Origin of the sequence: Sphingomonas lenta (assembly GCF_002288825.1) — a bacterium.
Lineage (GTDB): Bacteria > Pseudomonadota > Alphaproteobacteria > Sphingomonadales > Sphingomonadaceae > Sphingomonas > Sphingomonas lenta.
This window is the reverse complement of sequence record NZ_NSLI01000001.1, coordinates 553,513-574,604: the sequence shown is the minus strand read 5'-3', so window position 1 is coordinate 574,604 and position 21,092 is coordinate 553,513. Positions and strand designations below refer to the sequence as shown.

Annotated in this window: 21 protein-coding genes and 2 tRNA genes; 18 read left to right on the top strand and 5 right to left on the bottom strand. The window is 70.2% G+C overall.

Annotated elements, in window-relative coordinates; all coding sequences use genetic code 11:
• Positions 1–41 precede the first annotated feature (41 nt).
• From CKY28_RS02790 to CKY28_RS02755, 8 genes are all read left to right on the top strand, one after another.
• Positions 42–118 (top strand) — tRNA-His (locus CKY28_RS02790).
• A gap of 29 nt (positions 119–147) precedes the next feature.
• Positions 148–1,197 (top strand): Leu/Phe/Val dehydrogenase, encoded by a 1,050-nt coding sequence (locus CKY28_RS18495; RefSeq protein ID WP_095996784.1) that lies wholly within the window; start codon positions 148–150, stop codon positions 1,195–1,197.
• A 211-nt stretch (positions 1,198–1,408) separates the two neighbouring features.
• Positions 1,409–2,134, top strand: coding sequence for a heme ABC transporter permease CcmC (gene ccmC / locus CKY28_RS02780; RefSeq protein ID WP_095996783.1), 726 nt, complete (start codon positions 1,409–1,411; stop codon positions 2,132–2,134).
• Between the two features lie 96 nt (positions 2,135–2,230).
• Complete coding sequence (gene ccmE / locus CKY28_RS02775) at positions 2,231–2,665, top strand: cytochrome c maturation protein CcmE (protein ID WP_095996782.1); 435 nt, start codon at positions 2,231–2,233, stop codon at positions 2,663–2,665.
• Complete coding sequence (locus tag CKY28_RS02770; RefSeq protein WP_095996781.1) at positions 2,662–4,575, top strand: heme lyase CcmF/NrfE family subunit; 1,914 nt, start codon at positions 2,662–2,664, stop codon at positions 4,573–4,575. Before ccmE ends, CKY28_RS02770 begins: the two co-directional genes overlap by 4 nt.
• Positions 4,566–5,099, top strand: a complete 534-nt coding sequence (locus CKY28_RS02765) for a redoxin family protein (RefSeq protein WP_342747125.1) — start codon at positions 4,566–4,568, stop codon at positions 5,097–5,099. Before CKY28_RS02770 ends, CKY28_RS02765 begins: the two co-directional genes overlap by 10 nt.
• The gene (locus CKY28_RS02760; protein ID WP_095996780.1) at positions 5,096–5,473 is read left to right on the top strand and encodes a cytochrome c-type biogenesis protein; all 378 of its coding nucleotides are present in this window, start codon (positions 5,096–5,098) and stop codon (positions 5,471–5,473) included. The genes CKY28_RS02765 and CKY28_RS02760 overlap by 4 nt, the downstream gene beginning before the upstream one ends.
• Positions 5,473–6,102: a tetratricopeptide repeat protein gene (locus CKY28_RS02755; RefSeq protein ID WP_095996779.1), complete on the top strand. Its 630-nt coding sequence runs from the start codon at positions 5,473–5,475 to the stop codon at positions 6,100–6,102. Before CKY28_RS02760 ends, CKY28_RS02755 begins: the two co-directional genes overlap by 1 nt.
• 14 nt (positions 6,103–6,116) lie before the next feature.
• Here the strand turns inward: CKY28_RS02755 and CKY28_RS02750 are convergent, their stop codons facing one another.
• Complete coding sequence (locus tag CKY28_RS02750; RefSeq protein ID WP_095996778.1) at positions 6,117–6,335, bottom strand: DUF3072 domain-containing protein; 219 nt, start codon at positions 6,333–6,335, stop codon at positions 6,117–6,119.
• Between the two features lie 100 nt (positions 6,336–6,435).
• Positions 6,436–7,536, bottom strand: coding sequence for an alanine dehydrogenase (gene ald / locus CKY28_RS02745; RefSeq protein ID WP_095996777.1), 1,101 nt, complete (start codon positions 7,534–7,536; stop codon positions 6,436–6,438).
• Between the two features lie 71 nt (positions 7,537–7,607).
• Here ald and CKY28_RS02740 point away from each other — a divergent pair, with 71 nt between their 5' ends.
• The 4 genes from CKY28_RS02740 (at position 7,608) to trxB (ending at position 11,297) form a co-directional block, all read left to right on the top strand.
• The gene (locus CKY28_RS02740) at positions 7,608–9,617 is read left to right on the top strand and encodes a potassium transporter Kup (protein ID WP_095996776.1); all 2,010 of its coding nucleotides are present in this window, start codon (positions 7,608–7,610) and stop codon (positions 9,615–9,617) included.
• Positions 9,614–10,132, top strand: a complete 519-nt coding sequence (locus tag CKY28_RS02735) for a 2'-5' RNA ligase family protein (RefSeq protein ID WP_095996775.1) — start codon at positions 9,614–9,616, stop codon at positions 10,130–10,132. The genes CKY28_RS02740 and CKY28_RS02735 overlap by 4 nt, the downstream gene beginning before the upstream one ends.
• Positions 10,133–10,191: 59 nt before the next feature.
• A tRNA-Met gene (locus tag CKY28_RS02730) sits at positions 10,192–10,265 on the top strand.
• 63 nt (positions 10,266–10,328) lie between these two features.
• Entirely contained in the window at positions 10,329–11,297 is a 969-nt protein-coding gene (gene trxB, locus CKY28_RS02725; protein WP_095996774.1) for a thioredoxin-disulfide reductase, read from the top strand.
• Here trxB and CKY28_RS02720 read toward each other — a convergent pair.
• From CKY28_RS02720 to CKY28_RS02710, 3 genes are all read right to left on the bottom strand, one after another.
• A complete protein-coding gene (locus CKY28_RS02720; protein ID WP_095996773.1) occupies positions 11,282–12,028 on the bottom strand; it encodes an alpha/beta fold hydrolase in 747 nt (248 codons plus the stop codon). The two genes, trxB and CKY28_RS02720, sit on opposite strands and share 16 nt — an antisense overlap.
• Positions 12,016–12,636, bottom strand: coding sequence for a hypothetical protein (locus tag CKY28_RS02715; protein ID WP_245841521.1), 621 nt, complete (start codon positions 12,634–12,636; stop codon positions 12,016–12,018). The genes CKY28_RS02720 and CKY28_RS02715 overlap by 13 nt, the downstream gene beginning before the upstream one ends.
• A 68-nt stretch (positions 12,637–12,704) precedes the next feature.
• Complete coding sequence (locus CKY28_RS02710; RefSeq protein ID WP_095996771.1) at positions 12,705–12,977, bottom strand: acyl carrier protein; 273 nt, start codon at positions 12,975–12,977, stop codon at positions 12,705–12,707.
• An 85-nt stretch (positions 12,978–13,062) separates the two neighbouring features.
• Here CKY28_RS02710 and CKY28_RS02705 point away from each other — a divergent pair, with 85 nt between their 5' ends.
• The 6 genes from CKY28_RS02705 (at position 13,063) to CKY28_RS02680 (ending at position 21,089) form a co-directional block, all read left to right on the top strand.
• Entirely contained in the window at positions 13,063–14,802 is a 1,740-nt protein-coding gene (locus tag CKY28_RS02705) for an acyl-CoA ligase (AMP-forming), exosortase A system-associated (RefSeq protein WP_095996770.1), read from the top strand.
• A gap of 3 nt (positions 14,803–14,805) precedes the next feature.
• Positions 14,806–16,023: a pyridoxal-dependent decarboxylase, exosortase A system-associated gene (locus CKY28_RS02700; RefSeq protein WP_095996911.1), complete on the top strand. Its 1,218-nt coding sequence runs from the start codon at positions 14,806–14,808 to the stop codon at positions 16,021–16,023.
• A 351-nt stretch (positions 16,024–16,374) separates the two neighbouring features.
• Positions 16,375–17,016: an XrtA/PEP-CTERM system exopolysaccharide export protein gene (locus CKY28_RS02695; protein WP_095996769.1), complete on the top strand. Its 642-nt coding sequence runs from the start codon at positions 16,375–16,377 to the stop codon at positions 17,014–17,016.
• Position 17,017: 1 nt separating this feature from the next.
• The gene (locus tag CKY28_RS02690; RefSeq protein WP_095996768.1) at positions 17,018–18,550 is read left to right on the top strand and encodes an XrtA system polysaccharide chain length determinant; all 1,533 of its coding nucleotides are present in this window, start codon (positions 17,018–17,020) and stop codon (positions 18,548–18,550) included.
• A 2-nt stretch (positions 18,551–18,552) separates the two neighbouring features.
• Positions 18,553–19,482 carry a P-loop NTPase family protein gene (locus CKY28_RS02685; protein ID WP_095996767.1) on the top strand — a complete coding sequence of 310 codons (930 nt, stop codon included), beginning with the start codon at positions 18,553–18,555 and terminating at the stop codon, positions 19,480–19,482.
• On the top strand, positions 19,479–21,089 hold the full coding sequence (locus tag CKY28_RS02680) for a hypothetical protein (RefSeq protein ID WP_245841519.1): 1,611 nt from the start codon (positions 19,479–19,481) through the stop codon (positions 21,087–21,089). Before CKY28_RS02685 ends, CKY28_RS02680 begins: the two co-directional genes overlap by 4 nt.
• The last annotated feature ends 3 nt before the right edge of the window (positions 21,090–21,092 follow it).

Below are 21,092 nucleotides of genomic sequence, written 5' to 3'. Positions count from 1 at the left end.
CGATCGGGAGAGCCGCCCGCTAGGGCCGCGGCACCTTTGCGGCGACCGTAGTTCAATTGGTTAGAGCGCCGGCTTGTGATGCCGGAAGTTGCGGGTTCAAGTCCCGTCGGTCGCCCCACCTCCCTTCTTTCGAAAGAGCGGGCGCGCATGACCTTCGGCTGGGGCTTCCCTGATTTCGACGACCACGAAGGCGTGCACCTCTTCACCGATCCGGCGTCCGGCCTTCGCGCCGTGATCGCCGTCCACTCCACCGCGCTCGGGCCCGCGGCGGGCGGGGTGCGCTTCTGGCACTACGCCTCCGACCGGGACGCGATCACCGACGCGCTGCGCCTGTCGCGCGGCATGAGCTTCAAGAACGCGATGGCCGGCCTCGAGCTCGGCGGCGGCAAGGGCGTCGTCCTCGCGGCGAAGCCGGGCGACACGATCACGCACGCGCAGCTGGAGGCGTTCGGCCGCGCGGTCGAGTCGCTCGCCGGCCGCTACGTGACCGCCGAAGACGTCGGCATGTCCGAGGAGCGGATGAAGGTCATCGCCGGCGTGACGCGCTACGTCTCCGGCCTGCCGGTCGAGCAGGGCGCGGCGGGCGGCGACCCCGGCCCCTACACCGCATATGGCGTGTACCTCGGCGTCAAGGCGGCCGCCAAGCGCGCGCTCGGCGCGGACGACATGAAGGGCGTGCGCGTCGCGGTCCAGGGCGTCGGCTCGGTCGGCGGCGGCCTGGCCCGCCTGCTGGCGGAGGACGGCGCGACGCTGACGCTCGCCGACGTCAACGCCGACCGCGCCGCCGCGCTGGCCAGCGAGCTCGGCGCGGAGCACGTACCCGCGGGCGCGATCCTGGGCGTCGATGCCGACATCTTCAGCCCCAACGCGCTCGGCGCGATCTTGACCGAAGCGACGATCCCGACGCTCCGGGTGAAGGTCGTGGCCGGCGGTGCCAACAACCAGCTCGCCACCCGCGAGGATTACGACCGCCTGCACGAGCGCGGCATCCTCTACGCGCCCGACTACGTCATCAACGCGGGCGGCATCATCAATGTCGGCCTTGAGTATCTCGGCCAAGGCGACGAGGCCGAGGTCAACAGCCGCATCGAGCGTATCCCCGGCCGCCTGAACGAGGTCTGGGACGAGTCGGAACGCACTGGCCGCCCTGCGGCTGAGGTTGCGGACGCCATCGCCAAGCGCCTCATCAGTCGCTAGGGCGCACGCGCCGAGCGTAGCTCGAAGCGAGACGCCCAAGCCCGCGGCCGGCGGGTCGGCTTGCCGAACCCGTCCGACGACGCGGCTTTGCCGCGGCGCTCTGGGTGTCTCCGCTATCCCGGCTCAGGGCCGAAACGGCGGACGGCATCTCTACGCGCAGCGCCGACAGGGATGACGAACCGCCCTGGACCTACTATCTAACCGCCCAATCGTGCCCGCCCTACACGCCTTCGCTAACCCTGCGCGTTTCCTCCGGATCGCGCGGCCGCTGACCCCCGTCCTGTTCTGGGCGGGCGCGGTGCTGATCGCGCTCGGCTGCTGGGCGGGGCTGACGCAGACGCCGCCCGATTACCTGCAGGGCGAGACGGTGCGCATCCTCTACATCCACGTCCCCGCCGCCTGGCTCGGTATGGGCGGCTGGACGGGGATTGCGGTCGCCAGCATCTCCTACCTCGTCTGGCGTCATCCGCTGGCTCAGGTCGCCGCGCGCGCGATTGCGCTCCCGGGAGCGGTGTTCGCCGCGATCTGCCTCGCCACCGGCTCGATTTGGGGCAGGCCGACCTGGGGCACGTGGTGGCAGTGGGATGGGCGGCTCACCTCCATGCTGCTGCTGCTCTTCGTCTATCTCGGCTATATGGCGCTCGCCCGCGCCGACGCCGAGCGTGGCGGGGACGGCCGCGTGCCCGCCCTCTATGGTGTCGCCGGCACCGTGCTGCTGCCGATCATCCGCTACTCGGTCGTGTGGTGGAACACGCTGCACCAGGGGCCCAGCATCGGCCTCACGCGCTCCAGCATCGACGCCTCGCTGCTCTGGCCGCTGCCGATCATGCTGGCGGGCTTCAGCCTGTTCTTCGCGAGCGTCGTGCTGATGCGCATGCGCGCCATGCTCGCCACCGCCAAGGCCGAGGCGCGCATGCGCAGGATGGCGCGCGCGTGAACCAGTGGGCGTTCGTGTGGGCCGCATACGCGGTGACGCTCGGCGGTGCGTGCGCGCTCGCGGCCGCGGCGTGGTCTCAGATGCGTGGGGCTGAGCGTGACCGCTAAGAATCAGCGCTTGACCCTCGTCCTGCTCGCGCTCGCCGCCATCGTCGGCGCGGCGCTGCTCGCGCTGTCGGCGCTCAAGGATCAGGCCGCGTTCTTCTACGCGCCTTCCGACGTCTCGCGCCTAGGCCTTCCCCTCGGCCGCGCCGTCAGGCTCGGCGGCATGGTGGAGGCGGGCTCCGTCGCCCGCGAACCCGACGGCGTCACGGTCCGCTTCATCGTCACCGACGGCCGCGCGACCACGCCCGTCACCTTCGCCGGCATCGTCCCCGACCTGTTCCGCGAGCGCTCCGGCGTGGTCGCCGAAGGCCAGTTCCGCCCCGACGGCTCGTTCCTGGCGACCAACCTGCTCGCCAAGCACGACGAGAAGTACATGCCCCCGCAGCTCAAGGGCGCGCTGCACGAGACGAAGACGCTCGAGAAATGATGGCCGAAGCCGGACTTGCCGCGCTCTGGCTCGCGGCCGCGCTGGCGCTGGCGCAGCTCGCATTGGCGGGCTTGGGCCTGCGCCGGCCGGAGCTGCTCGGCTCGGTGCGTCCCGTCGCGGTGACGCAGGGCGCGCTGGTCGCGTTCGCGATGGCGATGCTGATGGGTGTGTTCTGGACGTCGGACATGTCCGTCCGCCTCGTCGCGACCAACAGCCACTCCGCCAAGCCGCTGCTCTACAAGGTGACCGGCGCCTGGGGGAACCACGAGGGCTCGATGCTGCTCTGGGTCACGATTCTGGGGCTGGCGGGCGCGGCGGTCGCCTGGTTCGAGCGGCGGCTGGACGAGCGGACGCTCGTCGCCACGCTAGGCGCGCAGGGCCTGATCGCGCTCGGCTTCTACGCCTTCCTGCTCTTCTCCTCCAACCCGTTCGCCAGGCTCAATCCCGCGGCTCCGGAAGGGTTGGGGCTCAACCCCGTGCTGCAGGACCCCGGCCTCGCGTTCCACCCGCCCACGCTCTACGCCGGTTATGTCGGGCTGTCGGTCGCCTTCAGCTTCGCCGTCGGCGCGCTCGTGACGCGAGATGTGGGGCCCAGTTTCGCGCGCGCGATGCGGCCTTGGGTGCTCGCCGCTTGGGTGCTGCTGACAATCGGCATTACGGCGGGCAGCTATTGGGCGTATTACGAGCTGGGCTGGGGCGGTTATTGGTTCTGGGACCCGGTCGAGAACGCGTCGCTCATGCCCTGGCTGGCCGCGACGGCGCTGCTCCATTCGGTCACCGTGCTCGCGACGCGAGACGGCCTACGCGCCTGGACGGTCATGCTGGCGGTCGTCGCGTTCAGCATGTCGATGCTGGGCACCTTCCTGGTCCGCTCCGGCATCCTGACCTCCGTCCACGCCTTCGCCGTCGACCCGGAACGCGGTGCGTTCATCCTGGCGCTCCTCGGCCTCTATATCGGCGGCGCGCTCGCGTTGTTCGCCGCCCGCATCGGCGCGGTTCGGAGCGGCGCGCCGTTCGACCTCGTCAGCCGCGAGGCGGGGCTGGTCGCCAACAACCTGCTCCTCTCCGTCATCCTCGGCATCGTACTCATCGGGACGCTATACCCCCTCGCAGCCGCCGCCTTCGGCGCGCAGCTCTCGGTCGGACCGCCCTTCTTCAACAAGACGGCGGGCGTCATCGCGCTTGTGCTCGTGGCGCTAATCGGCGCCGGCCCGCTGATCCGTTGGCGACGCGACGACGGCCAGGCGGTGCTCGGCCGCATGACATGGCCGATCGCCGCCACCTTGTTCACCGCGGCGGGGCTGTTCGCGTTCAACGGCCCGATGTCACCGCTGCCGTTCCTGGGACTGTCGCTCGCTGTCGGGCTGGCGGTCGCGAGCATCGTCCCGCTGCTCGGCCGCAACCTGCGCCGCACGCCGCTCTTCACCTGGGGCATGGTGCTCGCGCACTTGGGCGTCGCGGTCAGCCTCGCCGGCATGGCGTCGGACGCCGCCTTTACCGACGAACGCCTCGTCGCCGCGCGTGTGGGCGAGCGAACGAACGTCGGGCCCTACGCCGTCACGCTGCTCGGCATCGCGCCGCGCATCGGCGAGAACTGGACCGCGCTCGAAGGCCGCCTCACCGCCGAGCGCGACGGCGAAGCGACGCCGCTTCACCCGCAGAGCCGCTTCTTCTCCGACCCGGCGACCACCACTAGCGAGAGCGCGATCCTGACCACCGCCGACGGCCAGCTCTACGCCGTGCTCGGCCAGCCGGACGGGCAAGGGCAGTGGCAGCTCCGCCTATGGTGGAAGCCGTACGTCACCTTTATCTGGCTCGGCGGCGCGCTGATCGCGCTGGGTGGCGCGCTGTCGCTGCTGGGCCGGCTCGGTCGCGAGCGCCGCACCCGCATGCGTGAGGTATGGGCGTGAGGCGCTGGCTGATCTGGGCGCCGCTCGCCGCCTTCGCGCTGCTGTTCGCGGTGGTTGCCGCCGGCCTGTTCCGCCCCGCCGAGCGCGTCGTGCGTTCGGGGCTGGTCGGCAAGCCCGTGCCCGAGTTCGCGCTCGACCCGCTCATCCCCGGCAAGCCCGGCCTGTCCTCGGCGACGCTGCGCGGGGGCGAGCCGCGCCTCGTCAACATGTTCGCGAGCTGGTGCGTGCCCTGCATCGCCGAAGCGCCGCAGCTGATAGCGCTCAAGCGGCAGGGCGTGCGCATCGACGGCGTCGCGGTGCGCGACAGCACGGCGGCGCTGCGCGGTTTCTTGCGCCGCAACGGCGACCCGTTCGATCGCATTGGCGACGATAAGGCGAGGGCCGTCCAGCTCGCGCTTGGGTCGGCCGGTATTCCGGAGAGCTTCGTCGTCGACGGCCGCGGCGTGATCCGTCACCAGCATATCGGTTACATCCGACCCGACGACGTGCCGAAGCTGCTCGCTGAGATCGAGAAGGCTCGGTGAGTGCCGTTCTCGCCCTGCTCGCGGCCGTGGCGACCCCGGCACCCTACGCCTATGTCCAGCTGCGCGACCCGGCGCAGGAGGCGCAGGCGCGCGCGCTCATGGCGGAGCTGCGCTGCCTCGTCTGCCAGGGTCAGTCGATCGCCGACAGCGACGCCGACATGGCCGGCGACATGCGCAGCCTCGTGCGCGAGCGGATCGCGGCGGGCGAGGAGCCGGCGGCGGTGCGCGAGTGGTTGATTGGTCGCTACGGCGACTACGTCACCTACGACCCGCCGCTCTCGGCCGCCACCGCGCCGCTCTGGATCGCGCCGATCCTGCTGTTGGGCCTTGGCGCTTGGATCGCCCGCGCCAGCCTGAAGCGCCGGCGCGGCTGATGGGACTGGTCTGGCTGCTCGCGCTCGGCCTGGGCGCGATGGCGCTCATGGTCGCGCTCCGGCTCGGTCGTCCGCTATGGACGTTCGTCGGTGCGGCGTTGATGCTGGGCGCGACCGGCTATGCGCTCCAGGGTTCGCCCAACCTGCCGGCCAGCCCCGTCCGGACGGCTCTGCGTGCCCCGGTGGAGGATCCTGGGCTCACCGACCTGCGTGACCGCATGCTCGGTCGCTACACGTTGGACGCCGCATATCTGACCGCAGCCGACGCTATGATGCGCGCCGGCGATCCGCGTTCGGCGGTCAGGGCGTTGCTGGGCGGCATCAACCGTATCCCGCGCAGCATAGCGCTGTGGACCGCGCTCGGGACCGCCTACTCGATCCACGACGGCGCGGTCTCGCCGCCCGCCCGGTTCGCGTTCGAGCAGGCGATGCGCTTAGCCCCACGCCATCCCGCACCGCCCTTCTTTCTCGGATTGGCGCATGTCCGTGCCGACGACTTCGCCGCCGCGCGCCCGCTATGGGCGCGGGCGGTCGCGCTCTCGCCGGAGCGCGCGTCCTACCGGCAGGACCTCGCCGTCCGGCTGGCGCTGCTCGACCAGCTGCTCGCGGAACAAGCGGCGGCCGGCTAAGTGGGGACGCGGCTTTACTTCTCGCGCCCCGTCTTCTCCTGAAGCTCGTCGATCTTCAGCGACGCCTCCGCCTTGGTCAGGCCGTCGTCGAACTCCTCATGCGCCTCTTCGGACAGCGTCTTGAGATAGCTGGCCTGCGCGCCCGTCATGGGCTCGTCGCCCGTGGTCCAGTCGTGCGGATCCTTCTCGGCGTTCGAGGTCGGATGCGTCTTGGGATTCTCGTGCTCGCTCATGGTAGCTCCTTTCAGCGACCACAAACGCAAGCGTTCACAGTATGTTCCCATGCCCACCACTCCGGTTTGCGACCGGGGTGGTGGGCTAGGGCTAAGCCGATCAGGCCGCGACGAACTCCAGGTCCAGCGCGTCGGCGACCGCCTGATGCCGGATTTTGCCACCCGAGACATTCAGGCCGTTCGCCAGGTGCGGATCGGCCTTCATCGCCGCTTCTGCGCCCATGGTCGCCAGCCTGATCGCGAACGGCAGGGTGGCGTTGTTGAGCGCGAACGTCGACGTGCGCGCGACCGCGCCCGGCATGTTGGCGACGCAATAGTGGATCACGCCGTCGACCTCGAACACGGGGTCCTCGTGCGTGGTCGCGTGACTCGTTTCAAAGCAGCCGCCCTGGTCGATCGCGATGTCTACCATCACCGCGCCGCGCTTCATCGTCTTCAGCATCTCGCGCGTGACGAGCTTGGGCGCGGCCGCGCCGGGGACCAGCACGGCGCCGATGACGAGATGCGCATTCTTGACCGCCGCCGCGATCGCGGCCTTGGAGGCGAAGGCCGTCTTGATCTGGCTGGAGAAGAACATGTCCAGCTCGGCCAGGCGATCGTTGTTGACGTCGTAGATCGTGACGTCCGCGCGCATGCCGACCGCCATCTGCGCGGCGTTGATGCCCGATACGCCGCCGCCCAGGATCGCCACCTTGGCGGGCGCGACGCCCGGCACGCCGCCGAGCAGCACACCGCGGCCGCCCTGCTCCTTCTCCAGGTAGTGCGCGCCGACCTGCACCGACATCCGCCCCGCGACCTCGGACATCGGCTTCAACAACGGCAACCCCCCCTTACCCTGCGTCACCGTCTCGTACGCGATACAGGTCGCGCCCGACTTCATCAGCCCCTCCGCCTGCGGCTTGTCGGCGGCGAGGTGGAGATAGGTGAAGAGCAGGTGCCGCGGCTCGAGCAGCGCTATCTCGCTCTGCTGCGGCTCCTTCACCTTCACGATCATGTCCGCCTGGCCGAACACCGAGCGCGCATCGGGCGCGATCGTCGCGCCGGCGGCGGTGTAATCCTGGTCTGTAAAGTCGATTCCGGAGCCCGCCTTGGTCTCGACCACGACGTCGTGACCCGCCGCGACGAGCTCGGCGACCGACGCGGGCGTTAGGCCGACGCGGTACTCGTGATTCTTGATCTCCTTGGGAACTCCGACCTTCATGCGATCCTCTCTGGATTAGGCTGTGGCGCGCCTATAGCGACGTCTGGCGCGCTTGCCACCGTTGCGTGGGGATGGGGGCGGTGCTAGGCGCGCGGCGTCATGACGGGCCGATCCTGGACCATCTCCGTGCGCCCGCTGGGCTCTCCGCGTCTGTGAACATCACCGCCACCGGAGCAGCCGTCGCCGGCGCCACGCCGGACGCGCCGCATCATCACGGCCACGGCGAGGAAGGGCTGATCAAGCTCGCCATCGGCGCGATCGGCATCGTCTTCGGCGACATCGGCACAAGCCCGCTTTACGCGTTCCGCGAAACCTTCGCCGGCCATCATCCGCTCGCGCTCGACAACCTGCACATCATGGGCGTCATCAGCCTGATGTTCTGGTCAATGATGATCGTGGTGACGTTGAAGTACGTCACCATCATCATGCGCGCCGACAACAAGGGCGAGGGCGGCAGCCTGGCGCTGCTCGCGCTGGTGTCGGGCAAGACCAAGACTAAGCGCTGGGGCAGCGGCATCGTACTGCTCGGCGTATTCGCGACCGCCTTGTTCTATGGCGACTCGATGATCACGCCCGCGGTGTCGGTGCTGTCCGCGGTCGAAGGCATCGCGGTGGCGGCGCCCGCGGCCAAGGGACTGATCCTGCCGATCGCGGTGGGTATCCTAATCTTCCTCTTCTCTATCCAGTCCCGCGGCACGTCCAAGGTCGGCGCCTTCTTCGGCCCCATCATGCTGCTCTACTTCACGACCCTCGCCGTGCTCGGCTTCCTCAGCATGATGCAGAACCCGGAGATCCTCTGGGCGCTGTCACCGTACTACGCGTTCCAGTTCTTCGTGGTCGACCCGCTCGCCGCTTTCCTCGCGCTCGGCTCCGTGGTGCTCGCGGTGACCGGTGCGGAAGCGCTTTACGCCGATATGGGTCATTTCGGGCGCAAGCCGATCGGCGGGTCATGGCTGGTCTACGTGCTTCCCGCCCTTCTGCTCAACTATATGGGCCAGGGTGCTCTCCTCTTCCGTGAGGGCAGGGCGGCGCTGGAAAGCCCGTTCTACAATCTCGCGCCCGACGCGCTGCAGCTTCCGTTGGTCGTGCTCGCCACTATGGCGGCGGTGATCGCGTCGCAGGCCGTCATCTCCGGCGCCTTCTCCGTGACGCAACAGGCCATCCAGCTGGGCTTCATCCCGCGCCTGCGCATCGACCACACGAGCGCGCGAACAGCCGGGCAGATCTACATCCCGATCATCAACTGGGCCCTGATGATCTCGGTCATCCTGCTGGTCTTGTTCTTCCAGACCTCGTCCAACCTGACTGCGGCCTATGGCATCGCGGTCACGGGCGCGATGTTCATCGACAACTGCCTTCTCGCGGTCGTGCTGTTCCGGTTATGGCACTGGCCGCGCTGGCTCTCGATCTCGCTTCTGGCGCTCTTCTTCATCGTCGACGGCGCATACCTCACCGCGAACCTGACCAAGGTGCCTGACGGCGGCTGGGTGCCGCTTTTGATCGGCTTCGTCATCTTCGTGGCGCTGACCACCTGGTCCAAGGGCCGCAAGCTGATGATCGAGCGCATGCGCGAAGCCGCGATGCCGATGAAGATATTCATTGATTCGGCTGTGGGCTCCGCCACGCGCGTGCCGGGTACGGCGGTGTTCATGACGTCGACGCCCGACGGCGTGCCGCATGCGCTGCTGCACAATCTCAAGCACAACAAGGTGCTGCACGAGCGCGTGATCCTGCTGACGGTCAAGATCGCCGATCAGCCCTATTGGCCGGAGGAGGAACGCGCGAAGCTCGAGAGCTTGGGCGACGGCTTTCACCGCCTTATTCTGCGCTACGGCTTCATGGACGAGGTGAATGTGCCCGCGGCGCTCAAGAAGGTGCACCAGTGCGGCGCGGAGTTCCGCATGATCGACACCAGCTTCTTCCTGTCGCGCCAGACTTTGCTCGCGTCCGAGAGGCCGGGTATGGCGCTGTGGCGCGAGAAGCTGTTCGCCTGGATGCTGCGCAACGCGGAGTCGGCGATGGAGTTTTTCCGCCTGCCGTCCAATCGTGTGGTCGAACTCGGTAGTCAGGTCGAGATCTGACGGACGCGCCGCCTTCCGCGCCGATTATCGTCACGGCGCTGTTTAGCCGGCAGGATCAGGCCTTCTTCGACGCGCAGCGCGCCGAGTTCTTCCCGCCCGAGCGCAACCAGCTCTCGGCGCACCTGACGATGTTCCACCACCTGCCGCCGTCCTGCGCCGACGAGCTCAAGCACCGGCTGGTTCAGGAGACGCGCGGCGTGCGTGCGCCGGACGCCAAGGTGGCGGGGCTATTTTCGCTCGGCCGCGGCGTCGCATACCGCATCGACTCGCCGGGTCTGGCGGCGATCCGGGCGCGGTTGGTGGAGGCGTTCGCCGGCCTGCTCACGCCGCAGGACGCGGGCGGATGGCGGCCGCACGTGACGATCCAGAACAAGGTCCAGCCGAACGTCGCCAAGCTGCTGCTCGCGCAGCTCCAGCGCGATTTTCGACCGCGGTCTGTCGAGCTCGCAGGGCTGGCGACCTGGTGGTACCGCGGCGGGCCGTGGGAGCCGCTGTCGCGCCATATGTTCGCTTGACCGCCAGGTCTTGACCAGCTTGCGGGGCCGCTCTTATAGGCCCCGCTCCGACGCGGTTGGGCGGAGTAGCTCAGCTGGTTAGAGCACGGGAATCATAATCCTGGGGTCGGGGGTTCAAGTCCCTCCTCCGCTACCGCGCCGGTTCATTTCCAGCCCGCGACACCCTACATCAAGGGCGAATCAGCAGGGCTTCTCCATGACTACTCACACCACGCGCATGCTCATCCTCGGCTCCGGTCCGGCGGGGCTGTCGGCCGCCATCTACGGCGCGCGGGCGGGGCTGCAGCCGATCGTGGTGCAGGGCATCCAGCCGGGCGGGCAGCTGACGCAGACGACCGACGTCGAGAATTATCCGGGCTTCGCCGACGTGATCCAGGGGCCCTGGCTCATGGAGCAGATGCAGAAACAGGCGGAGCATGTCGGCACGCGCATGATGTGGGATACGATCACCGAGGTCGACCTGACCCGGCGTCCGTTCCGGCTGATCGGCGACGGCGGCGATGTGTACCAGGGCGACGTGCTCGTGATCGCGACCGGGGCGCAGGCGAAATGGCTCGGCATTGATAGCGAGGAGCCGCTGAAGGGCCGGGGCGTCAGCGCCTGCGCGACGTGCGACGGCTTCTTCTACCGCGGCAAGAAGGTGGCGGTGATCGGCGGCGGCAACACCGCGGTCGAGGAAGCGCTGTACCTGACCAACCACAGCCAGGACGTGACGCTGATCCACCGTCGCGACAGCCTGCGCTCCGAGCGCATTCTGCAGGAGCGGCTGTTCGCGAACCCGCACATCACGGTGTTGTGGAACAAGGAGGTCCGCGAGTTCGTGGACGGCGGTCCGCAAGCGGGGCTGGTCGCGCTCAAGCTGCGCGACACCGTCACCGGCGAGATCAGCGAACTAGCGGCGGACGGCGCGTTCGTGGCGATCGGGCATCATCCGGCGACCGAGCTGTTCCGCGGGCATCTGGAGCTCGACACGGACGGATATATCGCGGTCGAGACGGGATCGACGCGGACCAGCGTGCCGGGCGTGTTCGCGTGCGGGGATGTGCAGGACAAGGTGTACCGCCAGGCGGTGACGGCGGCGGGCACGGGCTGCATGGCGGCGCTGGACGCCGAGCGCTTCTTGCAGGCGGCGGAGTTCGCCGAGTTGGCTCAGGCCGCCGAATAGCGGCGGATCGCCTCCAAGATTGCGGTTTCGAGTTCGTCGGCGGCGTCGGCGAAGCTGTGCGAGGCCGTCCGGATGTGCACGAAGGTGCCGCGCATGGCGGCCTTGTAGGCGAGGGCGGTGGCGTCGCCTTCGGCTAGGATCACGGTTGCGGGGAGGGCGAGGTCGGCGAAGAGGCGGGCGTGATCCGGCTCGTGCCGTTTCTGAAGAAGCGTGCTTACGCCTTTGAAGAGTTTGCGGAAGTTGGGGAGGCGTGTCCAACTTGCTGGATCGCGCAGGCGGGCCAGGTAGCGGGCGCGGATGGCGGGGGCGGGGGGTAGGCCGTCGTCTCCGCGGTCGGAGAGCCAGGGATTGGTGAGGATCAGGGCGTCGAGACCGGCGGCCTGTCCGAAGGCCGCTAGTGCGGTGGCGGCGTCGCAGTTTCCGAGTGCGATCAAGCGCTTGAGCTGCGAAGCTTCCATGCGGAAGCAAGTAGCGGCTGTGTGTACTTCCGGTGCACTTCGTGACCAGCCGAGGTTCTCGCCCGTGGAGTCGCCGATGCCGCGGCGGTCGAAGCGGAAGACGGGGACGCCCTGCGCGGCGAGGCGGGCGGCGAGCTGGGCCATGCCGCGGTGCGAGCCCGTGCGAACCTCATTGCCGCCGGAGACGATCAGCAGGCCCGTGTCGCCGTCCGCCTCGTCCAGCGTGCCGACCAGCGTCTCGCCTTCGCATGGGAAGGCGATCAGGCGACGCATGCGTGCACCCAAGCGGCGATGTCGTCGGCGAGCGCCTGCGCCAGCGGTTCGTCGACGTCCGGCTCGCTCGCTCGCCATAGGGGGCGGCCGGGGAGCTTGAGGTCGGCAGGGCGCGGATTGGTGTCGAGGCGCACGGTGCGGACCGGGGCGTCGCTCGACGGCTCGGCGATGTTCATCGCGGCGAGCAGGCCGGGGGCGAGCCGGTTGCCCGCGACCTCAACGTCGAGTTCGGCGATGAAGCGGGCGGGATCGTAGCGGAGCTTCGGGCGGTCGTGGGCGGCCTGGCGAATGCGCCAGAGTTCCTTGACCTGCTCCGCGCCGGTGATCGGCGAGAGACGCCAGAGCGCGCTGACCGGGGCGGGGCCGTCGACCAGCGCGCCGCCGCGGATCGAGACTGTGGCGACCGCGGAGACGTGGCGCGCGGCGGTCGCGAAGGCATCGCGCCAGCCGGCCAGCGTGGCTTGATGGGTGGGCAGGAGGCTTTCGCCTTGGCCGGGCAGGTCGGGAAGCGCGCCGGCGATGCCGTGAACGCCCAGCAAGCGTAAGATACGGACGAGGAAGGCGCGCGTGCGGTTTGCCTCTTCGAACAGCGCGGGAGCGGCGATCACGACCGGGCCGTCCTGAGGTCCGAAGCGGAGCATCGCCTCGGAGCCGCCGGCCCACTCGTAGCGGTCGATCAGAGCAGCGCCTTCTTGCGCAGAAAGTGCGCGAGCTTGCCGAAGGTCTCCAGCATCTCGCCGTCGACCTCGTCGTCCTCGATCGTGATGCCGAGCCGGTCCTCAAGCTCGGTGAGCACGCCGGCGACGGCCATCGAGTCGAGCTCGGGCAGCAATCCGAACAGCGGGGTGGACTCGTCGAAGGCGTTGACGCGGTCCTGGGTCAAGCCCAGCACGTCGCGGAGCACCGCGCGGATGGTGCCGTCGACCTGCCCTGCGCCTTCCTCAATCAACTCACCGTCCCCTGTTCGCGTCGTCGGCGGCTCCGTTAGTCGTCGGGGGTGATTTGGGCAACACTCGCGCGCTACATGGGCCGCCATGGAGCCCGATCCGACGCCGTTCCCGATCGACCATGTGCACCTGCGCGGGCGGGCGGAGGACGTGGCGTTGGTGGACCGGGCGGGGGCTTGGACCTTCGCCGAGCTGGAAGCGGCGGTGTCGGCGGCGGCGGGATGGCTCTCGGCGCAGGGGTTGGCAGCGGGCGATCGAGTCGCGACGTGGCTGCCGAAGACGCGGCTCGCGTGCGTAATGCCGCTGGCGGCGGCGCGGGCGGGGCTGGTGCATGTGCCGGTCAACCCGCAGCTGCGGCGGGGGCAGGTGGGGCATATCCTGCACGACTCCGGGACGCGGTTGTTGGTGACGCAGGAGGCGCGGGCGGGAACGTTGGAGGCGGGGGACGTGCCGGGCGGGTGTGGGGTGGTGGTGGATGGCGATGTACCGCTCACCCCCGCCGGACTTGTTTCGGCATCCAGCGTTGGACCCACATCGCCGGCGGTTCGCCCGCTCGACGATGGACCCCGGAACAAGTCCGGGGTGACGGAGGGGGGTGCGATGGGGCCGTCGTCCGCCGACCCGGGCGGGCTCGCGGCGATCCTTTATACCTCCGGGTCGACCGGGCGGCCCAAGGGCGTGATGCTGTCGCACGCGAACCTGTGGCTCGGGGCGGTGTCGGTGGCGCATTATCTCCGGCTCGCGCCCGAGGATCGGGTGTTGGGCGTGCTGCCGTTGTCGTTCGACTATGGGCAGAACCAGCTGTTCTCGACCTGGTACGCGGGGGCGTCGGTCGCGCCGCTGGATTACCTCGTGCCCAAGGATGTGGTGCGCGGGGTCGAGCGGGTGGGGGCGACGACGTTGGCGGGGGTGCCGCCGTTATGGGTGCAGATGCTGGAAGCCGAGTGGCCGGCGGCGGTGGCGGGCCAATTAAGGCGGCTGACGAACTCCGGCGGGGCATTGACGCCGCGGTTGGTGCGGAGGTTGCGGGAGCGGTTTCCGCGGGCCGACATCTACGCGATGTACGGGCTGACGGAGGCGTTCCGGTCGACGTACCTGGATCCTGAGCTGATCGACGATCATCCGGACGCGATCGGGCGGGCGATCCCGTTCGCGGAGGTCATGGCGGTGCGGCCGGATGGCGCGCGCGCGGAGCCGGGCGAGCCGGGGGAGCTGGTTCATGCGGGGCCGCTGGTGGCGCAGGGTTACTGGCGCGATCCGGCGCGGACGGCGGAGCGGTTCCGGCCGGCGCCGGCCTGGTCGCGCTACGGGGGCACGGCGGTGTGGTCGGGCGATACGGTCGTGGAGGGTGCCGGCGGGCTGTTCCGGTTCGTCGGACGCGACGACGAGATGATCAAATCGGCGGGCAATCGCGTGAGCCCGGCCGAGGTGGAGGAGGCGGTGCTGGCGGGCGGCGAAGCGCGCGAGGCGGTCGCGGTGGGCGTGCCGGACGAGCGGTTGGGGCAGGCGGTCGTGGTGGTGCTGGCGGGGGACGAGGCGGGCGAGGCGGCGCTGCGGGAGCGGCTGCGGCGGGAACTGCCGGCGTGGATGCAGCCGGTGCGGTACGAGTGGCGGGCGGAGCTGCCGCGGAATGCGAATGGGAAGTTGGATCGGGCGGGGGTGAGGGAGGCTGTTCTGGGTTCCTCCCCCGCTTACAGCGGGGGAGGGGGACCGCGCCCGCGGGGCGTGGTGGAGGGGGTGCAGGGCGATGCCGCATCCCGTAGCTCCCCCTCCACCATCGGCGAAGCCGCTGGTCCCCCTCCCCCGCTGAAGCGGGGGAGGAATTAGATGGTGAAGCCGATCGGGCCCTTGCCGCCGGAGTTCGCGGGGCGGTCGGGCGAGCTGGTCGTCGCGGGGCGCACGGCTGGCGAATGGGTCGCGGAGCATGGGTCGCCCGTGTTCGTGTATGATCGCAGCGTCGCGGCGGCGCGGGTGGGGCGGTTTCGGGCGGCGTTTCCGGGAGTCGACCTGCATTATGCGATCAAGGCGAACCCGTTTGCGCCGCTCGTCGAGGCGATGGCGGGGATGGTGGACGGGTTGGACGTCGCGTCCGCGGGCGAGTTGCGGCTGGCGCTCGCGCACAAGCCCGCGGACGCGATCAGTTTCGCCGGGCCGGGCAAGCGCGACGCGGAGCTGGAGGCGGCGGTCGCGGCGGGGGTGACGGTCAACCTGGAGTCGGAGAACGAGGCGGAGCGGGCGCTCGCGATAGCTGAGCGGCTGGGCGACACGCCGCGGCTCGCGGTGCGGGTGAACCCCAGCTTCGAGTTGCGCGGGTCGGGGATGCGGATGGGCGGGCGGCCATCGCCGTTCGGGGTGGACACGGAGCGCGTGCCGGCGCTGGTCCGGCGGATCGTCGCGGCGGGCGCGGACTGGCGCGGGTTCCACGTCTACGCCGGCAGCCAGACGCTCGACGCGCAGGCGGTCGCGGACACGCAGGCGGCGACGGTGGCACTGGCGGCGCGGCTGGCCGAGGAGGCCGGGGCGGAGCCGCCGCTGGTCAATCTGGGCGGCGGGTTCGGCGTGCCGTACTTCGCGGGCGACGCGGCCCTGGACGTCGAGCGGGTCGGGGCGGCGCTCGTCGAAGCGCTCCGCGCCCGGCCGGGAGTGCTGGCGCGGAGCCGGTTCGCGATCGAGCTGGGACGCTGGCTGGTGGCCGAGTGCGGCGTGTACCTGACGCGCGTCGTCGACCGGAAGGAGAGCGGGGGCGAGACGTTCCTGGTCGTGGATGGCGGGTTGCATCATCAACTCGCGGCCTCGGGCAATTTCGGGACGGTGGTCCGGCGCAACTACCCGATCGCGGTTGCGGGGCGGATGGAGACGGAGCCGGAGGAGGTCGTGTCGGTGGTGGGGTGCCTGTGCACGCCGCTGGACCGGTTGGGGGACAGGGTGGCGCTTCCTCGGGCAGACGTGGGGGACGTGATCGCGCTGTTCCTGGCGGGGGCGTATGGGGCGAGCGCGAGTCCGGCGTCGTTCCTGGGGCATCCGCCGGCGGCGGAGGTGTTGGGGTAAGCCCTCCTTCCGCCTAGTCCGTCATGCCGGGCTCGACCCGGCATCCACGCGCGTCCGCTATTTGCGTGCGCACCGCTTGCAAACACGGACGCGCATGGACCCCGGATCGGGCCCCCAGCAAAGTAGTACTTTGCTGGGGTCCCATGTCTGGGGTGACGGAGGGTGGTGCGAAAAGCGCTCCCACGCAGGCGAAACGCCCGGAAATAGGCCAGAAACGGGACACTCCCGATCGTAGCCGAGCCGGTAGCACTAACGCTATCTTCACCTCTCGGGGGCATAGCCGAAGTCGTCGCCGAGCCGTGACCGGGGTGCGCACCCCGCGACGGCGCGCGACCGGAGGAGGTTTGTTCGATGCGTGCCGTTGCCCGTGCCCTAGGCCTGGCGGGATTGTCCGCCGTCACCCTGACCGCCTGCGGGGGCGGGGGTGGAGGACGGCCGGTGCTGCCGCCCGCCTCCTATGTCGCGACGCAGGAGCGGCCGGGCGAGGAGTATGTCATCGGCCCGCTCGACAGCTTGCAGATCTTCGTGTGGCGGAACCCCGAGCTGTCGGCCAAGGTGCAGGTGCGCCCCGACGGCCGCATCACGACGCCGCTGATCAACGACATGCCAGCCGTCGGCAAGACGCCCGCGGTGCTCGCCGACGACATGAAGAAGGCGCTGTCGGAATATATCAGCAACCCGCTGGTGTCCGTGATCGTAGAGGAGTTCTCCGGCACGTTCAGCCAGCAGGTCCGCATCGTCGGCGCGACGGAGAAGCCGGCGTCCATCCCGTTCCGCGCCAACATGACGCTGCTCGACGCGATGATCGCGGTGGGCGGCCTGAGCGAGTTCGCCGCGGGCGACCGGGCGCGGCTCGTCCGCTTCGACCGCGACACGGGCAAGCAGCGCGAATACGCGCTCCAGATCTCGCGACTGCTGAAGAAGGGCGACTCGAACGCGAACGTCCGGCTGGAGCCGGGCGACGTCATCATCATCCCCGAGTCGATGTTCTAGGATGGGCGGGATCTACGACGAGGTCCGCGTCGCGCTGCACGCGATCTGGACCCGGCGCTGGTTGGCGCTGGCGGTCGCGTGGGGCGTGTGCGTGCTCGGCTGGCTGGTGGTGAGCTGGATCCCCAGCCGCTACGAGGCCAAGGCGCGCGTGTTCGTGCAGATGCAGTCGATCCTGCCGCCCGACCTGTCAGGCGGCGCGGGCGAGCAGCAGCGCGCCGTCGACCAGATCCGCCAGACGCTGGTGTCGAACGTGAACCTGCAGAAGGTGGTGCGGGCGACCGACCTGGCGCAGACGGTGTCGAACGACCGCGAAGTCGCGGATCGCGCGGCCGGGCTGGCGCAGTCGATCAAGGTCACCGCGGCGCAGGATAACCTGTTCGAGATCACGACCACGGCCGCGACGCCCAAGCTGGCGCGCGACATCACGCAGAAGCTGATCGACATCTTCGTCGAGCAGAACCTGATCGGCGACCGCACGCAGACGTCGCAATCGATCCGCTTCCTCGACCAGCAACTGGCCGAACAGCAGAAGCAGCTCGCCGAGGCGGAAGCGAAGCGCGTCGAGTTCCAGAACCAGTATCTTGGCGCGCTGCCCGGCACGGGCTCGATGGCCGACCGGGTGAGCGCGGCGCGGACGCAGATGGCGCAGGTCGACGCCGACCTCGCAGCCGCATCGTCCAGCCTGGCCGCCGTGCAGGGGCAGCTCGCGGGCACGCCCGCCACGATCGCGCAGCCGGGCACGGCGGGCGGGGCGGGGCCGGCGCGGGCCAGGCTGAACACGGTGCAGGGCCAGCTCGCAGACGCGCGGGCGCGGGGCTATACGGAGAGCCACCCGGACGTGGTGGCGCTGAAGGGCCAGCTCGCCGCCGCCCAGGCCGCCGCGCGCGGCGAGCCGCTGGTGGGCGGCACGGCGGGCGCCGGCACGCCCAACCCGCTCTACCTGTCGCTCCAGTCGATGCTGGCCGAGCGGCAGGCGCAGGCGGCGGCGCTCCGGATGCGCCGCGCGCAGATCCAGGGCGACCTCGACGCGCTTAACGCCAAGCTGGGCGCGGACCCGGCGGTCGCGGCCGAGCAGGGCGAGGTCGAGCGCCGTTACCAGGTGCTGAAGGACCAGTACGACCAGCTCTTCGCGCAGCGCGAGCAGCTGCGCCTGCGCGGACAGGCGCGCGCCGAGGCGGCGCCGATGACGTTCCGCGTCATCGACCCGCCGCGCGCGCCGAGCACGCCGTCGGCGCCCAACCGCTTCCTGCTGCTGACGGGCGTGCTCGTCCTGGGGCTCGCGGCGGGCGTGGGCGCGGCGTTCGCGATGGGGCAGCTGCGGCAGACCTTCCCGACGGCCGGAGCGCTCGAGCGCGCGGCGGGGATGACGGTGATCGGCTCGATCGGCGAGGTCGTGACGCGCGTCCAGGCGGAGCAGCGCAAGCGCAAGCTCCGGCTGTTCGCGGGCGGGGTCGGCGGGTTGGTGGCGGCATACGTGCTGCTGCTGGGCGTGGAAGTGCTGCAGCGGGGGCTCGCCCAAGGGCTGATGTCATGAGGATGGATCGCGTGACCAAAGCTCCTGCAGGCGGATCGCTGCTCGAACGGGCGGCGGAGCGGTACGGGTTGAACGCAAGGGCGCGGCCCGCGCCGGCCGTAGCCGCGGACGAGCCGACGCTGGCGGCGATCCCGCCCGAGTTCCTGGCGGCGGGCGACCATGACGACTTCACGCCGCCGCCGTTCGTCGACACCGGCCTCGCGACGGTCGATCGGGCGATGCTGGCGGAACGCGGCATGATCGTGCCGGGCGCGCCGATCGGGCCGCTGGCCGAGGAGTTCCGGTTGGTGAAGCGGCACCTGCTCGGGTGCAAGCGGCGGATCGCGGAAGGCGGGGACGAGGCGCGGGCGCGCACGATGCTCGTCTGCTCGGCGCGGCCGGGCGACGGCAAGACCTTCTGTTCGATCAACCTGGCGCTGTCGATCGCGGCGGAGCGCGACACGGAGGTGCTGCTCGTCGACGCCGACTTCGCGAAGCCCGACGTGTGCCGGCAGCTGGGCCTGCCCGACGGTCGCGGGTTCCTCGACGCGTTGGACGACGGCGCGGTCGATCCCGAGACGCTGGTGATCGAGACGGACGTGCCGGGGCTGGCGGTGCTGCCCGCGGGCACGCGGACCACGGCCGACACCGAGCTGCTGGCGAGCGCGCGGACGCGGACCGTCATCGCGCGGCTGCTCGGCGCGAACCCGAAGCGCGTGATCCTGTTCGACTCGCCGCCCGCGCTCGCCGCCTCGCCGGCGTCGGTGCTGGCGACGGTGGTCGGCCAGGTCATGCTGGTGGTGCGCGCCGACCGGACCGCGGAGGCCGAGGTGCGCGAGGCGGTGGGGCTGCTCGACGGGTGCGAGCACATCCAGCTGCTGCTTAACGCGCAATCCTTCGTGTCGGGCGCGCACCGGTTCGGCACCTATTACGGTCAGGAGGACCCGAGGTGAGCCCTCTCATCCCGCTCGGGCTCGGCGCGTCGGCGCTGGCGCTCGCGAGCCCCGCCGCGGCGCAGGAGCGGCCGCGCACCTTCGTCCAGCCTTACGTCGAGGCGTCGCAGACGCTGGCGGCGGACTTGGAGGGCGACGACGTGGTGACCTTCACCACGCTCAGCGCGGGCGTGGACGCCGCCGTCCAGACCAAGCGCGCCGAGGCGCAGGTCAGCTACCGCTACGACCGCTTCTTCTCGTGGGACGAGGACGACGGCGACGGCGACGCGCATACGGGCCTGGCGCGCGGGCTGTACCGCATCACGCCCAATATCGGCATCGAAGGCGGCGCGCTCGCCACCCGCACGCGCGTCGACAATCGCGGCGCCGCGCCCGGCCTGCTGATCGGCGACGACATCGACAACGTGTCGCAGCTCTATTCGCTGTTCGGCGGTGTCGCGATCTCGCAGCCGATCGGCCCGACGCAGCTCGATACGGCGTACCGCATCGGTTATACAAAGGTGGAGGCGCCCGACAGCGTGCTGCTCGCGCCCGGGCTCGGCCGCCGCGATTTCTACGACGACGCGACGAGCCATATCGGCACCGTCCGCCTCAGCACGGCACCCGGCCAGGTCGCGCCCGTGGGGCTGGCGCTGTCGGGCGCATTCGACCGCGAGCGGGCGGGGCAGCTCGACCAGCGCTACGACGGCTGGTTGGTGCGCGGCGACGTGCTCGCGCCCGTGTCGCCCACCGTCGCACTGACGGCGGGCGTCGGCTACGAGGAGATCAGCGTGTCGAGCCGCGACCCGCTGCTGAGCCCGGGCGGCGCGCCCGTGCTGGACGAGGACGGCCGGTTCGTGACCGACCCGGACTCGCCCCGGCGCATCGATTACCTGACGGACGGCGTCTATTACGACGTGGGCGTGATCTGGCGGCCGAACCGCCGCACCCAGGTGACCGCCGCGGTCGGCGAACGGTTCGGCGGGTTCAGCGGCACGGGGTCGATCAGCTACCAGTCGCCCAAGGGCGTCGGCGTCGGCGTCGTGGTGTATGACGGCATCCAGACCTTCGGCCGCCAGCTGCGCCAAGGGCTGGCCAACCTGCCCACCGAGTTCGTCGCGGTGCGCGACCAGCTGACGCAGCAGTTCAACGGCTGCGTGTTCGGTTCGGACGTGCAGACGCCGGGCGGCTGCCTGAACGCGGTGCTCCAGTCAGTGAACGCCACCAGCTTCCGCGCGCGCGGCGTCGACGGGGTGGGCTCGGCCGCGCGCGGGCCGCACCAGTTCGGCGTCGGCGCGGGCTACGCCAACCGGCGGCTCCACACCGACCGCCTGCCGCTGGGCGTCGCGGTGTTCGGCACCGAGGACGAGAGCGCCTATCTGTCCGGCTTCTACTCGCGCTCGCTGACGGAGGTGTCGGGGTACAGCCTCCAGGCGTTCTTCAACTACTTCAACACGATCGGCGTCGGCGACGACGAGGTGTACGCGACGGGCGCGGTGGCGAGCTACTTCCACAGCTTCGGCCGCCTCCAGACGACGGCGTCGGCGGGGCTCTACAGCTTCCAGGTCGGCGACTTCGACGACCGGCTGACGGCGCAGGCGCTGCTCGCGGCGCGGTACAATTTCTGAGGT